Here is a 15,342-nt window from a genome sequence, read left to right on the forward strand (position 1 = left end):
CATGGTCGAGGCGAAATCGTGGTTCTGAGCAAGGCGGCGTAGCCCCCAAGGGAGATCTCTGGTGACAAAGCTCGTGATCGTCGAAAGCCCCTCCAAGGCGAAGACCATCACCAAGTACCTCGGCAAGGGGTACAAGGTCATGGCTTCCGTGGGGCACATCCGGGACCTGCCGAAGAAGCTGGGCGTGGACATCGAGAACGGGTTCCAGGAGGAATACGAGATCAGCCCGGCCAAGGAGAAGGTGGTCAAGGAGCTGAAGGCCGCCGCCAAGACCGCCACCGAGCTGGTGCTCGCCACCGACCCCGACCGCGAGGGGGAGGCCATCAGCTGGCACCTGCTGGAGGCCATCAAGCCGCCCAAGACCCTGCCCGTGAGCCGCGTCCTCTTCAACGAGATCACCCCGGCGGGCATCCAGAAGGCCATGGCCGCCCCCACCACCATTAATAAGAAGCTGGTGGACGCCCAGCGGGCCCGCCGCGTGCTGGACCGCCTGGTGGGCTACAAGGTGAGCCAGGTGCTCTGGGACAAGGTGCGCCGGGGCCTCAGCGCCGGGCGCGTGCAGAGCGTGGCCGTGCGCATCATCGTGGACCGCGAGAAGGAGATCCTGGCCTTCAACCCCGTCGAGTACTGGGTGCTGAAGGGCCGCTTCGCCGCCAAGCTGCCGCCCTCCTTCTGGATGCGCCTGGTGAAGCTGGGGGGCCAGCCGCTACAGCTCGGCAACAAGGAGACCAAGCGCCGCGTGGGCGATGCCGCCCAGGCCAAGGACCTGAAGACCAAGCTCGAAAAGGCCGACTACAAGGTCACGGGCCTGGAGACCAAGGAGAAGAAGCGCAACCCCGCCGCCCCCTTCACCACCGCCAAGCTGCAGCAGGAATCGGCCCAGAAGCTCAAGATGAGCGTGAGCCGCACCATGCAGAACGCCCAGCGGCTCTACGAGGGCGTGGACTTCGGCGAAGGCCCCGTGGGCCTCATCACCTACATGCGCACCGACTCGCCCCGCATGGCCCCCGAGGCCGTGGAGGCCACCCGCGAGTTCATCGCGTCGAAGTACGGCAAGGAGTTCCTGCCCGCCAAGGCCCGCGTGTACACAGGCAAGGCCGGGGCGCAGGACGCGCACGAGGCCATCCGCCCCACGGACATCACCCGCACGCCGGAATCCCTGCGCGGGCACCTGGAGCCCGACCAGTTCCGCCTCTACGCGCTGATCTGGCGGCGGACGATGGCCTCGCAGATGGAGGCCGCGCGCTTCGACGAGACCGTGGTGCAGACCGAGGCCGAAGTGGGCAAGGACACGGCCACCTTCGAGGCCAAGGGCGAGATCGAGCGCTTCGCGGGCTGGCTGGCGGTGTACCGCGCCGACAAGACCGAGGTGGAAGCCGAGGCCATCGCCGATGCCACCAAGGGCGCCGACGAGGAGGACGAGGACGACGCGCAGCTGCCGGCCCTGAAGCTGGGCGAGGCGCTGAAGCTCGAGCAGCTCGACGCGGACCAGCAGTTCACCAAGCCCCCCGCCCGCTTCAACGAGGCCACGCTGGTGAAGGAGCTGGAGGAGGACGGCATCGGCCGGCCCTCCACCTACGCCAGCATCATCAGCACCATCCAGGACCGCGACTACGTCAAGAAGCACGAGGGCCGCTTCAAGCCCACGGATCTCGGCATGACGGTCACCGAGCTGCTGCTGCAGGGCTTCCACGACCTCATGGATCCCAAGTACACCTCGGGCATGGAGGGCAACCTCGACCGCATCGAGGAGGGCAAGCTCACCTTCAAGAAGGCCATGACGGACTTCTACGGGCCCTTCGAGCAGAGCCTGGCCGCCGCCGGCAAGGACATGCAGAACCTCAAGGCCGGCGTGCCCACGGGGGAGAAGTGCCCCAAGTGCGGCGACCGGAAGAAGAACCCCGGCACGCTGCTCAAGCGCATCGGCCGCAACGGGCTCTTCGTGGGCTGCACCAACTACAGCGCCGAGCTGGAAAAGGACAAGTGCGACTACACGGCGGACCTCGAAAAGATGGAGGAGCCCGAGGACGCGCCGGAGTGCCCGCTCTGCGGCACCACGCCCATGAACCTGCGCAAGGGCCAGTGGGGCCCCTTCTGGGCCTGCCCCAACTACCCCAAGTGCAAGGGCATCGTGAAGGCCGATCCCAAGGGCATCCCCGTGCCGCCGGACGAGCCCACGGGCGAGAAGTGCCCCAACTGCGGCAAGGGCTTCGTGAAGCGGCACGGCCGCTACGGCGAGTTCGTCTGCTGCGTGGACTACCCCACCTGCAAGACCGTGAAGAAGGAGATCCTGGCCGTGCCCTGCCCCAAGTGCGGCGGCGGCCTCAGCCCCCGCAAGACCCGCTTCGGCAAGGTCTTCTACGGCTGCACCAACTACCCCAAGTGCGACTTCACCGCCTGGGACAAGCCCGTCCCCGTCACCTGCCCCGCCTGCAAGAACCCCATCATGGGCGAAAAGACCAAGAAGCCCCGGGGGAAGGATCCCATCCAGGTGCTCGTGTGCCCCAACTGCAAGCATGAAGAGCCGATGGGGTGAGCCACCTATGGTGATGAGACGAGAAAAACCGCCTAAATATGTCCTCATCCCAGATACAGGCTTGCTTTGGCACGATGATAAATGTTTAATTGTTAACCCAGAGTTCGATACTTTTTTATTACAACATTCTAAAAAATACGAACTTGAAGTTAACGTGCCCGAAATAGTCATGGAAGAATTGGCATTTCAACAATCAACTTCTGCTATTAAATCATTCGAGCAAATGTTGCCACTTCTTGAAAAAATAAATCAAATTATTGATAAAAATATTAATATTAAAATTACAAATACTGAAATAAAAAAATTCGCCAGAGATAGGGCGTATAAATGGGCACACGATCATAAAATTAAAATTCTACCTATCAACATCGAAAAAGTTGATTGGAATAGAATTATTCATCAAGCGACTTGGAGATTACCACCATTTACATTTGACCCAAAAAATCCTGAAAAAGAAAAGGGATTTCGGGACACATTAATTTTAGAAACAGCCATTCAAAAATCCAAAGAAGCGGCCGAAGATTGCAATGTAGTGTTCATATCCAAAGACAATCTTCTTAGAGAAACAGCAGAGAAGATATTCGGTGGCAACTCCAATATGTTGGTATTTAATAATCTCGAATCTTTTTCTTCCTATTTAAAATTGTTTGAAGAGAAATTAACAAAAAAATTTATCCAAAACATACAACACAGAGCAAGAAGGAAATTCTATTCCGATGACGATGATAACAATTTATGGGAAAAATATGATATTTCAAGCCAAATAGCCAATAAAGTTAAAGAGATTTTCAAAGAGCCCCCTGATCCTGAAAAATCCAGAGGAATTGTCGCCCTAGCGAATTTATCTAATAAATTTAGGCCATTTGGAGAGAGTAAAATATTTTTTAATAGTCCAACATTCAACAAATTAGAATCTTCAAATATTTTTCATTGGAATTCTCTTGTTACTTATTCACAGCCTTTTCAATTGGCCTTAAATTTTATAACGAGGAAACCAGATTCAAGTTCCAAAAAATTAAAAATTATTCAATTCAACATACAATGGCATGCCACGGTAAAAGCAGATGGTAGGTTCATGTCCATAGTTCTTGATGAAATTTCGATACTGGATAGTTTTTTTGATTTTCCAACTAATGAGCAATTAAATAATTACTATGGCCCATGGCCTGACCGCCATCAACCAAATTCTGAATCTTAAAATTATTATTCCATCTTTATCGATAATCCTCATTAAATCCTAGGGGTTAATTGGAGATCTTCCTTAATCGGTGATGCATGGTGATGGGCACTGCCCTGCTTTCCATCGCTGTCCATCACCGGTTTCCATAGTCTTGCGATAATCCCCCATGCTCCAGGACACCCCCTCCTTTCTCGCCTACTGGCGCAACGCCCGGTCCCGCACGGTGCGGGTGCTGGAGGCGCTGGCGCCTGAGGACCTGGAGTGGGCGCCCACGCCCGGGGCCTTCAGCTTCGGCGACCTGTTCCGCCACCTGGCGGGGCTTGAACGGTTCATGTACGCGGAGAACGTGCAGGGCCGCCCCAGCTGCTACCCGGGCCACGGGGTCGACCTCGCGCCGGGCCTGGACGGCGTGCGCGCCTACCTGGACCGCTGCCACGCCGAGTCCCTAGCCATCTTCGGCCAGCTCAGTGACGCCGACCTGCTGGCCCCCTGCGTGAACCTGGCAGGCGCACAGATGGCCACCTGGAAGTGGCTCCGCGCCATGGCCGAGCACGAAGCCCACCACCGCGGCCAGCTCTACCTCATGGCCAGCCTCCGTGGCCGCAGCGTGGCCCCCCTCTTCGACCTCACCGAAGAACAGCTCGCCGCCGCATCCGAACCCGCTGAAAAGAAAAAGCGGAACACCGATGAACACCGATAAAAGCTGATAAACACCGATAAAGACAAAGCAGGGCTTCAGGTGGTTCTGCTTTATCGGTGTTCATCATTCAGTTCTCGGTGTTCATCGGTGGTTTTCTTTGGCCGGTGATGCACGGTGATAAACGGTGATAACTGCGCTTGCTCTTTTCATCTCCGTCCATCTCCGTTCATCTCCGGCAAATTCCCTTTTCTTTTGAATGCCTCTTGGTGCGGCACTGGCCCATGGCTTCGGTATTGGCAGCCTTTCCTGCAAAGGAATTCAATAAGCGGAGGTCAGCGGAGGGGCGGAGGAAAGCGGAGAAAGACTTGGTTGACCTGCTTTTCCTCCGCTCTCCTCAGCTTCTCCGCGCTCCTCCGCTTTCAAAATTCCTTTTCCTTGGGTTCCCACCGCCTCCCGGGCGAACCCGTCAGGGCTGCCCGGGTGGCTCGCCGGGGACCTGGAGCACGCTCTTCTTGAAGGTGCCGACGATCTCACCGGCCAGGGCCGGATAGACCTCGTCCGCCAGACGGCCCCTGGGACCGACGCCTTCCACCTGCACCGCCTCCACGCTTTCCCCGGAGGGATCCAGGATGGCGAACTCCACCACGAAGGTGCCGGTGCCCTTTTCCGCCCGGAGCACCGTGACGTTCAGCCGGAACGGGCTGTCGGGGCGGATGACCTTCCCCAGCGACTGCTCCAGGGCCACGGCGAAGACCCAGACCCGGTCGCTGGTCTTCCAGCCGATGCGGCCGTCCCAGGAGACGCCGAGCTCGCGCTGGAACACCGCGGGGAACCAGGTGAACTGCGGCCTGGAATCCTGGACGGCGGACGTCCGGCCGGTGGGGGGCTTGATGGCATCGAACGAGGCATGGGCCGACCGGGCCGGTCCTCCGAGCGCGAAAAGGGCCACCAGAGTACAGAGCGTCCTGGTCATGGGCATTACCTCCCTCGACACGTTGCAAGCTGGGTTGACGATCAGCAGAACTGGGCTGGGGGAGGATGGGTGAATCCCTTCCGCCGTCTATCGGCAGGCTGGCGGGGAGCATGAGCTGTTCGGGTTCCCCTTTCGCCCCGTGGCCCCCCGCTTCGGCCACACCGGGCCGGAGCTGGTAGCAGGCTCCATCCGGAAAAGCTGGATTCGCCACAGATACACACGGATGAACCCGGATGGCTGGCATCGGCGCAGCCCTGTCTTATCTGCGTTCATCCGTGTTTATCCGTGGCTCGCTTCCCTCCCCGGACCCATCCTTGCCCTGCTCTCGGTCCCAGGAGGCTGCCATGCCCATGACCAGGCTGAAGGAATTCCTCAACCGGAACGGGGTGCCGCACCAGGTCATCCCCCATCCCCTGGCCTTCACGGCCACGTCCGTGGCCGGGGCGGCGCACATCCCCGGCCGGGAGATGGCCAAGACGGTGGTGATCGACCTGGACGGCCAGCATGTCCTGGCGGTGCTGCCCGCCCACCGGAAGGTGGACCTGGAGCGCCTGCGCAAGTCCACGGACTCCTACTACGCGGACCTGGCCCAGGAGTGGGAGTTCGTCCGCGAGTTCCCCGACTGCGAGCCCGGCGCCATGCCGCCCTTCGGCAACCTCTTCGGCCTGCCGGTCTACGTGGAGGCCCACCTGGCCGCCGACGCCGAGATCGCCTTCAACGCCGGCAACCACACCGAAGTGGTGCGCATGGCCTACAAGGACTTCGAGCGCCTCGTGCAGCCCACGGTCGTGGAGATGTAGGGCCAAGAGCCACCGGAGGCCCGCCGGAAAAGCGCCGCATCACACCGGTGGACTTCTCTGAATGCCCCTTGGCGCGGCACGGGCCCGTGACTTCGCCAAGGGCGGCTTCTACTGCCACGGAATTTGGGAAGCGGAGGACAGCTGAGGGGCGGAGGAAAGCGGAGAAAGGCAGCGGACGCTTTCCCTCCGCTCTCCTCCGCTTTTCCGCTCTCCTCCGCTTTCAAAATTCCTTTCCTATGGCCAGGGAATGGCGCCGACCCAACGGGCATGGGCCCGCCGGAGGCGGCCTCCGGCTGGGCCGGAGGCCCGTGCCTGCGAAGCCACCCGCTCCAACAGACCCACCGCCCCTGCTTTTCATCGTTATCTTTTATCGCCGTCCATCACCGTCCATCACCGGCTAAAAACCAGTCGGTTCTTCCATCCGTCACTGATAGACGCCGCAGAACACCACGACACCGTTCTCAGCCAGGCAGTACGAGGTCTTCGCTTCCATCTTGCGGGTCTCGGGGTTCAGGCGCTTGAAGTTCACCCAGCCGCCGGTCTTCTGCTGGCCCGCGGCGATCTGCAGCTTGATGTACTGCACGCCATCGGGATCCTTCACATTCAGGCGGTTCAGGCCCTTGAGGGCGGCGTCGGCGCCGTGGGCCAGCACGTTGCCCTCCAGGTCGTAGGCGGCCAGGTACAGGGTGCCGCCGGGCTTCACGTGGAACTTGCCCGAGCCCTTCTGGATCTCGCCCAGGAAGGCCTCCTTGCCGTGGGCCTTCATGAAGGCCAGGCCCTCTTTCACCAGGGCCTCGGCCTTGGGACGGTCGGCGGCCTGGGAGCAGAGCGGCAGCGCCATGACACAGGCCAGCACGGGAATGAACAGTGGACGCACGGAAACCTCCAGGTGGCACGATGGCCACCCCCCTGTTTTCGTCGGCGCGCCGGGGCACCTTGAGTTCCTCCGGAGTGGGCCGGGTCCGCGGCTAGACGATGGCCATGAGCAGCCGCTGGAGCTGGTCCAGGTGCAGCAGGTCGTGGCCGGCCATGAGGGTGCGGAGCAGGCCCAGGGATTCGGGGCCGCGCTCGTTGTGCTGGCCCGTGCGCGCCAGCTCCGCCGGGCTGAGGCTCCGCCACAGGCGCAGGTTGTGGCCACGCAGGGCGCGGAACTCCTCCACCACCTCCATGGGCTCGCGCCCGTTGTACTTCTGCCCGGCCACCCAGAGATCCTGGTCCATGCCCAGGATGGTCGGATTCTCCTCGCAGAGGATGAGCCGGGCGCGGTAGCCGTAGACCCACTCGCAGTCGCAGAAGTGGCCCATGACCTCCAGGGGCGTCCACTTCCCCTCGATGGGCCGCACCTGCAGGCGCCGGCGGTCGTGGGTGCGGACGGTGGCCGCCAGCACCTCGGGGGTGCGGGCCAGCACCGCGAGGGGCTCCTGGTCCCCCACGAACGCCGCCAGGCGCTGGCGGTAGGCGGCGGTGGTGCCTTCCGGCAGGGCTGCGGTGGCCATGGCCTCCTCCAGGGTGGCCCCCGGGGCAGCCGCAGGAAAACGGGCCGGAAGGGGGAAACGGGATCATGATGGGGTCCGCCCGAAGCTGTCGCAACAGGGGGATCCGCCGCGAAGGAGCCCGTCCATGCCCGAAGCCAATGCCATCGTGACGCAGCGCATCGACTCCGCCCCGGGCCTGATGGTCCTGCGGGTGGCCCCGGCCGGGTGGGAGCTGCCGGCCTTCTCGCCGGGCCAGTTCGCGGTGCTGGGGCTGCCCACCTCGGCCCCGCGGAGCCCCGGCGCCGAGCCCGAGGAGCCCGCCCTGCCCCCGGACGCCTTCCTGCGCCGCGCCTACTCCATCGCCTCCTCCTCCCTGGAGCACCAGTACCTGGAGTTCTACCTGGTGGAGGTGAAGAGCGGGGCCCTCACGCCCCGGCTCTTCAACCTGAAGCCCGGGGACAAGCTGTGGCTGGGCCCCAAGTTCACGGGCATGTTCACCCTGGACGAGGTGCCAACCGAGCAGAACGTGGTGTTCATCGCCACGGGCACGGGGCTGGCCCCCTACATGTCCATGCTGCGCACGCACCTGGCGCGGGATGGCCGCCGCCGCTTCGCGGTGATCCACGGGGCCCGGAACTCCTGGGACCTGGGCTACCGGGATGAGCTGGTGCAGATGCAGCGCCTGGCGCCGAACTTCCACTACCTCCCCGTGCTCACCCGCCCCGCCACGGAGCTGGCCCCCTGGACGGGTCACACGGGACGGCTGCCGGCCTTCTGGGCCGAGGGGGTGCTGGCGCGGACCTGGGGCTTCCGGCCCGCCCCCGCCGACACGCACATCTTCCTCTGCGGCAACCCCGACATGCTGACCACCCTGCAGGGCCAGCTGGAGGCCGAGGGCTTCCGCGAGCACACCAAGAAGGCCCCCGGGCAGATCCACCTGGAGAAGTACTGGTAGGGCGCGCCTACACGATGGCCATGAGCAGGCGCTTGGGCTGGTCCAGGTGCAGCAGGTCGTGGCCGGCCATGAACAGCTGATGCAGGGGGCCTCTCGATGGCCCTGGATGAGTCCTTTTTTGCCAGGATGTCGACTGCCATCACAAATTATTTATCGTCACCATTAACACTCTTGACTTTGACAATGGGAACAAAGACGCCTAGGTTGAGTGGTCATCATTGTTTTTTCATGCCTTTGCATGCAAGGGGTTCTCATGGCGGAAAACCGTCAGCCCTCCTGGATTGGCTGGATCATGGCCGCCCTCCTGGGCACGGCGGTGATTGCTCCACAGGTGGGCGGAGAGAAGTCGCCCCCTGCTCCTCCGGCTGCGTCAGGCCAGAAGGCGGCCAACCAGGGATTGGGGACGCAGGATCGGTACGGTGCGTCGGACCTGGAGAACACAACCCTGCGACCTCTGGTGCGCTTTCTGGAAAAGCTGGGCGAGCCGTCCACCCACGCCGTCCAGGAAGCCACCATCCGAGGCGAAGCCAATAAACCCGTCTGGGAACTCAAGGGTGCGCCCTTCACCAACCTTGAGGAGATGCGGAAGTCCTGGAGTGCGGCGCACGAGCTTGAGCGCAAGGTCGGGAAGGCTCAGAAAGACGGAACGGAGAAGAAGCGCGGCCCGCACCAAGGGGCCGATGGGGATGGCACCCAGGATCTGATGGCAAGCCCGCACCTGCGCCTGCTATTGGCCAGCCTGCCTGATCCCGAGTACCCCGACCTGCTCCCCATCCACGATCTGTACCTCCGGGCCATGAAGGAGCAGATCCACCGCATGGGGTGGCTCTTCGCCGGCCACTGGTACCCCGAGATGGACACCCCGGGCAAGGCGCCGGAGGCCTTCCGGCACATGCCGCGGAGCATCCTCTTTTCCAGGCCGCTCCAAACCCCAGTGAGCTGGGCCGGTCCGGAACCGGTCGGGCCCAAAAAAGCTGTCGGCGAATCGAACCCGGCCCGGGAGAACCACGAATTGCTGCTGGTGCTGCTTGTCCCAGAAAACCCCACCCGAGGCATCGACCGTCTTCGGCTGCGGCGTGCACTCAAGCTGGTGAATGACTGGCAGCATTCGGTGCACGCAAAGGACTCAGCTGCCGTACGGCAGCGCTACGAAAACGCGCAGGATAAGGCGAATCAGGATGGGAGGGCCTTTCAGAGTTGGCTGGATGGGTGGCTGGATGGGTTGAAAGCGAAACATGAGATTCAAGAAGAGACCTCGAATTCACTGTCAAAACTGGTTAGACCCTTGATTCGATTGCCGAAGCCTGGCGAATCTTGGGACGAGATCGAAAAAGAGACCTCGAATTCACCATCAAAAAGGGTCAGGCCCTTGATTCGATTGCCGAAGCCTGGCGAATCTTGGGACGAGTGGCTGGCGCAGCTCCAATCCTTCCCCGAAACGGTTAAGACGAAGAGCACACCCAAGTCCGTGGTCAGCCAATTTGAACGAGAGGCTCGCAGCTTCGTCGACCGCCTCTGGTCCCGTGTGACCGAAGCCTCACACTACAGCAGGCATCTGCGGTTCCTCGGGCCCCACTACTCGAGCAGCGCCCAGGCCTTGGCAGAAGAGCTTTCTCCCAAGGCAGGATTCGATACGGCCCTGGGCGCTCTGGTCATCAGTCCTGGCAGCAGCATCCCATCCGTCCGCGGGAAGGCGTTCTGGCCCGCGCGCGTTGAGGCCGTGTTTCTCCCGCCTGACGACGATTCTCTCCTCATGACCACCGTCTCCACCCAGTTCAGGGAGGACCTGACCGGCTCTGGAGACAGGTGGGCCGAAATCGATGAAACGGATACCGCCTTCGGAGGCGTGAGCGGGTCCTGGAGTTCATCACATCCTTCCGATCAGGGACTGACCTACAAACTTCCCTCGAATCTCACCTCCCTCCGGCGGGCCAAGGGCGGCAGCGATGCAGATCCCCTGGCGGGTCTCGGGGGGCCCCTGCGCTCGGCCCTGGCGCGGCTGCGGCCCCTTTCCATCGACTGGACGGCGGAAGGTGCGAGTCCCGAGCTTGCCCCGCTGGATCCCCATCCAGCCGTGACCCTGGATCTGGAATTCCAGGCTCTGGTCCAGGACCTGAAGGTCCGTGGGATAAAGGGGGTCTTCATCAGCATGAGCAGCCTCCAGAACGCCCTGTTCATCGCCCGGCAGCTGCGGATGCACCTGCCCGACCTGATCATTGCGATGGACTGGCTCCACGCGGAGCTGTTGCACCCCGACCTGGCGGGGGATCTGGAAGGGATCTATGTCTTCTCGCTCCACAGTCCCTACCCGGACTTGTGGCGATTGAGCGCAGACAGCCAAGACCAGACGCATGTGAAACCGATCAGTCCGCCGGAAGAAAAACCGACCCCGCTGGCCCAGGCCTCCGCACCCTTGGTCCAGGATGCCCTGTGGCTACTGGAAAATGCAGCCCAGAACCCCAAAGGCGGGTGGCAGATCGCCCAGGTTCCAGATACCCCGTCGAAGGCCCCTTGGTCCAAGCGGCCTGACGGCGATTGGACCTTGCGTCGCCCGCGCTATGTGTCCCAGCTTCGGCATGGCCAGTTCCGTCCGGTCAAAGCCGCATTGGAGCAGGAGAATGGTCAAGGAAATGCTGAGGATGTCGTTCACTTTAAGGATGCAGGATTCCCTTGGCCGAATCATATTCCCCGTTCAGCTGATTTCTTATCGGTGGATGTGTCCTATCTCCGCATGGGGCGCATCCAGAGATTCTGCCTTCCCCTGCTGGCCATCGGCCTGCTGCTGTTTGCCTTCCGGCGCAATCGGAAGCAGCAGGCCAACCTGGAAATGGGCGCCTCGATTGGGGTGCAGACCTGCCAAGCGCCGGCCCAGCTCGTGTTGATGATCCTGCTGGGCACCGTGCTCCTCTGCACCCAGGTGACCTGCCTGCATGCGTGCCTGGGCGTGCTCTGGCTGCTGGGAGGCAGGGGGTTGTTCCCCTGGGTCGAGATGTTGCTGTTCCTCGGCTCGTGCGGGGGCATCTTGTGGATTGCGGCAGGGACCGCAGGACGCCGGGTTCTGACCCTTCTCGAAGCCACCCGAACGCCCTTCATCGCACGCCTCAGGGATGGGCAAGGGCAGGTGTTCCTGTCGCCTGGATGGATCCAGCTGGCCACTGGCTGCCTGATGGCTGCTCCCGCCCTCTTCATCCTGGGGCAGAGGGGCTGGGAGGATTTCCATCCTGACTCATCCGGCGATCGTTTCGCGCCGGCCTTCCACGCCCTTGCGGCCCTGGAGCCCTTCACGGGATTGGCCTACCTGAGCACCCTGCTCATCATCTGCGTGTTCATGGCCCTGGCCATCCACCTCGAAGGCCTGCGTGCATTTCACCAGCAACGGAACCTGAATCTCGTGACGCCGGAGAAAGTGTCGGGCACTCCGCTGCAAACCCCGACCGAACAACGAACGAAAGCCACTCGCGGATGGAGCCTGGCGGCCTGCCTCCTGCTACCCATGCTGCTGTACCTCCCACTGTTATTCGAGGGCGGGTTCCGGGCGGTGCGGTTGATCCCCCTGCAAGGAGTGATGAGCTGGATCATCGGCCTCGGCTTCATCGGGCTGGCCGGCTACGCCGTGTGGCAGTACTGGATGGCCTGGCAGGAGTGGCGGGGGCTCAAGATCCGGTCCATCGCCCTGGAAGTGGCGCCCTGGCGGGATGCCTATGAGGAGGTCGGCAGACTGTACCCGTGGCGACCCGCCCGCAGCCTCAGTTTCTTCGGCAAGGACAACCGCAGCCTTCCCTTCAAGGTGCTCGAGGAAATCCTGGCGAAGAGCGCAGATCCGCCCCTCGATCTGGGCCTGCCCGAGCTGCACGGAATCCGGGCGAGCATCCAGAAACTGGCGGATGCCCGGACCAACCAAGCCGAGGAGGCTCGGATCGTGCGGGACCTGGACCTGGAGCTGAGCGGCATCTTCAAGCGGATGGATGCGAAGGCATCGTACCGGAACCGCCAGGCGCTCGCATTGCACACCTACCTCTTTTTCCGGCGGCGCCTGTGGGACGTCAAGTACCGCATCTACCTGTCCCTCTTGGCCTCGTTCTGCCTTCTCTTCGCCGGGTCCGAGGGGTTGCAGGCGAGCCAGTCCCTGATGCTCCTGGCCCTCACGGGCATCGGCCTTCAGCTGCTGCTGGCCCTGCGCCTGATCCTGGATCTGGAGGGCAACGGCCTCTTCAGCGCCGTGGCAGGCACGGCCCCTGGCAAGGCCAACTGGAACCAGGACACCTGGTCGGCCCTGATGAAGCCCGCAGCCCTCGCCTTGCTCGCCCTGCTGGTCGCCCGGTTCCCCGGACTCAGCGCCGCCGCCGCGGGCATGCTTCTGCACTAGGACCCGCGTCCGCACCCGAAGCTGCTCGGAGGCAAGAGCACAGGGTGACTCCGCGCGGGCAGGTCCCATCATTCGGCGCATGTTCTTTTGTTTCCCCAGGAGTGGCTTCGGCCAGCATCCGCCGGTGAGGGGGCGTGCTGAACAGGGGCATTCCTTCATACCCCTCCATCCCGGCAATGGCTTTCCGTCCTTGAACTCAGGAATCGGCCGTTCCTGGGATACTCGCCCCATGCCCGCCGCGCCGCCCCTCCTCCTCGTCCTGCTGCCCGGCATGGACGGCACGGGGCTCATGTTCGAGCCCTTCGTCAAGGCCCTGGCGGGCTTCGAGGCGCGGGTGGTGCGGTACCCGGCGACGATGACCGCCTACCCGGACTGCGTGGCCTTCGCGCGCCAGCAGCTGCCCACGGACCAGCCCTTCCTGCTGCTGGGGGAATCCTTCTCGGGTCCGGTGGCCATCGCCCTGGCAGCGGAAGCACCGGAGGGCCTGGTCGGCCTGGTGCTCTGCAGCAGCTTCGCCCGGAACCCCCGCCCCGAGTGGCTCTGGCTGCGCCCCCTGCTGCGCCTGCTGCCGCCCCTGCAGCTGCCGCTGCCCCTCCTGCGCCGCCTGCTGCTGGGCAGGGGCGCCGCCGGGGAGCTGGTCCGGCTCACGACGGCCATGCTCCCCCACTTCCCCACCGCCGCCATGAAGGGCCGCACCCTGGCGGTGGCCGCCGTGGACCACACGGCCCTGCTGGACCGGATTCCGGTGCCCATGCTGGCCCTCTGCGCCAGCCACGACCGGCTGGTGCCGAAACGTGCCGCGGCGTGGATCCAGGCCCATCGATCGCAGCTGGACATCACCACCCTGCAGGGCCCCCACTGGCTCCTGCAGACCCGCCCCGAAGCCTGCCTGCGGGCCATCCAGGCCTTCGTGGACCTGCTGCCCTCCCGTGAAGCAACCACGGGGAACCCCGATCAAAGCTGAGCTATGCTCTAGCCCCGTGCCCACACCTGTTTCCTCCTCCCGCCCCCGGGTCGCCCTGGCCGGCACCAGCGGCTTCATCGGAGCGGCGCTCTGCGAGGCGCTGGGGGACCGCTTCGACCTGCGCATCCTCACGCGCTCACTGACCCGCACGGCGCCGCGGGCGCAGGACGAGGTGCGCAGCTGCGACCACTTCTCCCGGCTGGAGCTGGCCCGGGCCCTGGAGGGCGTGGACTACGCGGTGTACCTGGTGCACAACCGCGACCCCTCGGCCCGCCTGGACCAGGCCCAGTCCCGGGACATGGACCTGCTGGTGGCGGACAACTTCGCCTGGGCCGCCGCCCGCAACGGCGTGCGGCAGATCCTCTGCCGGGCCCCCCTGCTGGCCGCCTCGGAGCGGCCCACGGGCCGGGACGCCCGGGAGCGGGAGGAGGTGCTGGCCTCCCGCGGCGTGCCCCTCACGGTGCTGCGCACGGGCCTGGTGGTGGGACCGGGCGGCGAGCTGGCCCGGCTGCTGGTGCAGATGGTCCAGAGCCTGCCGCGCATCCCCCTGCCCCACCTGGCCACCAACGAGATCCGGCCGCTCTCCCTGGAGGCCCTGCTGCGGGCCTTCCAGCACTGCGTGGGCCGCGCGGAGACCTTCGGCGGGAGCTTCGACGTCTTCGGCCCCGAGCCCACCAGCCTCCGGCGGATGCTGGAGGACACCGCGGACCTGCTGGGCCGCCCGGTGCACTTCGCGCCGTGGGGAGACCTGTCCCAGGGGGCCTTCGCCGCCCTGCTGAAGCGGCTGAACCCCTCCCTGCATCCGGTCTTCGTCACCTACCTGCTGGACATGTTCTCGGCCGAGTCCCACGGCGAGGCCAACCCCGTGCAGCAGGCCGTGACCCGGGACTGGACGCCCCTGAAGCAGTGCCTTGGGCGGTCGCTGCAGCAGTCCCTGCGAGCCGTCGAGGGGGAGGCCACCGGCCCCCAGCGGGCGCTGGACGACGAGACCCTCCGCCAGCTGGGCCGGGTGCGCTCCATCCAGCGCCTGCGCCTGCCGCAGGGCCGGAACGCGGAGTGGGTGGCGGAGCGCTACTTCCCCTGGCTGGGGGCGCTGATGAAGCTCTTCGTGGCCACGGAGCGCGACGCGGACGGCTCCTGGACCGTGCGGATGCGGCTGACGCGGCTCCGCCTGCTGCGCCTGGACTTCAAGCCCACCCACAGCACGCCGGACCGCCGCATGTACTTCATCACCGGCGGCGCCCTGGCGCGGATGCTGGGGGGGCGCACGGCCCGCCTGGAGTTCCGCGACCTGCTGGGCGGCCGCTTCACCCTGGTGGCCATCCACGACTTCAACCCGGCCCTGCCCTGGTTCTTCTACCGCTACACCCAGGCGGCCATGCACGGCCTGGTGATGAAGGGTTTCCAGGGCCACATGGAGCAGGCCGCCGAGGGCGGGCCGATGCTTTAAGCA

Annotated in this window: 11 protein-coding genes; 8 read left to right on the forward strand and 3 right to left on the reverse strand. The window is 63.9% G+C overall.

Annotation, left to right across the window (positions count from 1 at the left end; all coding sequences use genetic code 11):
* The first annotated feature begins 61 nt into the window (after window positions 1-61).
* The 3 genes from topA to QOZ81_RS12890 all read left to right on the forward strand — a co-directional run bounded on the left by topA (window position 62) and on the right by QOZ81_RS12890 (window position 4,416).
* Window positions 62-2,536, forward strand: a complete 2,475-nt coding sequence (topA, locus tag QOZ81_RS12880) for a type I DNA topoisomerase (protein WP_291205714.1) — start codon at window positions 62-64, stop codon at window positions 2,534-2,536.
* A complete protein-coding gene (locus QOZ81_RS12885) occupies window positions 2,517-3,734 on the forward strand; it encodes a PIN domain-containing protein (RefSeq protein ID WP_291205711.1) in 1,218 nt (405 codons plus the stop codon). The genes topA and QOZ81_RS12885 overlap by 20 nt, the downstream gene beginning before the upstream one ends.
* Window positions 3,735-3,882: 148 nt before the next feature.
* A complete protein-coding gene (locus tag QOZ81_RS12890) occupies window positions 3,883-4,416 on the forward strand; it encodes a DinB family protein (protein WP_291205709.1) in 534 nt (177 codons plus the stop codon).
* Window positions 4,417-4,822: 406 nt separating this feature from the next.
* Here the strand turns inward: QOZ81_RS12890 and QOZ81_RS12895 are convergent, their stop codons facing one another.
* Window positions 4,823-5,329 (reverse strand): hypothetical protein, encoded by a 507-nt coding sequence (locus tag QOZ81_RS12895; protein WP_291205706.1) that lies wholly within the window; start codon window positions 5,327-5,329, stop codon window positions 4,823-4,825.
* Window positions 5,330-5,673: 344 nt separating this feature from the next.
* Here QOZ81_RS12895 and QOZ81_RS12900 point away from each other — a divergent pair, with 344 nt between their 5' ends.
* The gene (locus tag QOZ81_RS12900) at window positions 5,674-6,129 is read left to right on the forward strand and encodes an aminoacyl-tRNA deacylase (protein WP_291205703.1); all 456 of its coding nucleotides are present in this window, start codon (window positions 5,674-5,676) and stop codon (window positions 6,127-6,129) included.
* Window positions 6,130-6,553: 424 nt separating this feature from the next.
* Here the strand turns inward: QOZ81_RS12900 and QOZ81_RS12905 are convergent, their stop codons facing one another.
* Both QOZ81_RS12905 and QOZ81_RS12910 read right to left on the reverse strand, forming a co-directional pair.
* Window positions 6,554-7,006: a cache domain-containing protein gene (locus QOZ81_RS12905; RefSeq protein WP_291205700.1), complete on the reverse strand. Its 453-nt coding sequence runs from the start codon at window positions 7,004-7,006 to the stop codon at window positions 6,554-6,556.
* 91 nt (window positions 7,007-7,097) lie between these two features.
* Complete coding sequence (locus tag QOZ81_RS12910; protein WP_291205697.1) at window positions 7,098-7,625, reverse strand: DinB family protein; 528 nt, start codon at window positions 7,623-7,625, stop codon at window positions 7,098-7,100.
* 124 nt (window positions 7,626-7,749) lie between these two features.
* Here QOZ81_RS12910 and QOZ81_RS12915 point away from each other — a divergent pair, with 124 nt between their 5' ends.
* From QOZ81_RS12915 to QOZ81_RS12930, 4 genes are all read left to right on the forward strand, one after another.
* Window positions 7,750-8,559: a ferredoxin--NADP reductase gene (locus tag QOZ81_RS12915; RefSeq protein WP_291205694.1), complete on the forward strand. Its 810-nt coding sequence runs from the start codon at window positions 7,750-7,752 to the stop codon at window positions 8,557-8,559.
* Between the two features lie 292 nt (window positions 8,560-8,851).
* Entirely contained in the window at window positions 8,852-12,925 is a 4,074-nt protein-coding gene (locus tag QOZ81_RS12920; RefSeq protein WP_300714807.1) for a hypothetical protein, read from the forward strand.
* A 229-nt stretch (window positions 12,926-13,154) separates the two neighbouring features.
* The gene (locus QOZ81_RS12925; RefSeq protein WP_291205688.1) at window positions 13,155-13,889 is read left to right on the forward strand and encodes an alpha/beta fold hydrolase; all 735 of its coding nucleotides are present in this window, start codon (window positions 13,155-13,157) and stop codon (window positions 13,887-13,889) included.
* A 16-nt stretch (window positions 13,890-13,905) separates the two neighbouring features.
* The gene (locus QOZ81_RS12930; RefSeq protein WP_291205685.1) at window positions 13,906-15,339 is read left to right on the forward strand and encodes an NAD(P)H-binding protein; all 1,434 of its coding nucleotides are present in this window, start codon (window positions 13,906-13,908) and stop codon (window positions 15,337-15,339) included.
* The last annotated feature ends 3 nt before the right edge of the window (window positions 15,340-15,342 follow it).

This window comes from Geothrix sp., from assembly GCF_030219325.1.
Taxonomy (GTDB): Bacteria; Acidobacteriota; Holophagae; order Holophagales; family Holophagaceae; genus Geothrix.

What these genes read in the sequence shown, in the direction of transcription:
- QOZ81_RS12915 (WP_291205694.1), top strand. Translation starts at nt 7,750, where the DNA reads ATGCCCGAAGCCAATGCCATCGTGACGCAGCGCATCGACTCCGCCCCG.
- QOZ81_RS12920 (WP_300714807.1), top strand. Translation starts at nt 8,852, where the DNA reads ATGGCCGCCCTCCTGGGCACGGCGGTGATTGCTCCACAGGTGGGCGGA.
- QOZ81_RS12895 (WP_291205706.1), bottom strand. Translation starts at nt 5,329, where the DNA reads ATGACCAGGACGCTCTGTACTCTGGTGGCCCTTTTCGCGCTCGGAGGA.
- QOZ81_RS12925 (WP_291205688.1), top strand. Translation starts at nt 13,155, where the DNA reads ATGCCCGCCGCGCCGCCCCTCCTCCTCGTCCTGCTGCCCGGCATGGAC.
- QOZ81_RS12890 (WP_291205709.1), top strand. Translation starts at nt 3,883, where the DNA reads ATGCTCCAGGACACCCCCTCCTTTCTCGCCTACTGGCGCAACGCCCGG.
- QOZ81_RS12885 (WP_291205711.1), top strand. Translation starts at nt 2,517, where the DNA reads ATGAAGAGCCGATGGGGTGAGCCACCTATGGTGATGAGACGAGAAAAA.
- QOZ81_RS12900 (WP_291205703.1), top strand. Translation starts at nt 5,674, where the DNA reads ATGCCCATGACCAGGCTGAAGGAATTCCTCAACCGGAACGGGGTGCCG.
- QOZ81_RS12910 (WP_291205697.1), bottom strand. Translation starts at nt 7,625, where the DNA reads ATGGCCACCGCAGCCCTGCCGGAAGGCACCACCGCCGCCTACCGCCAG.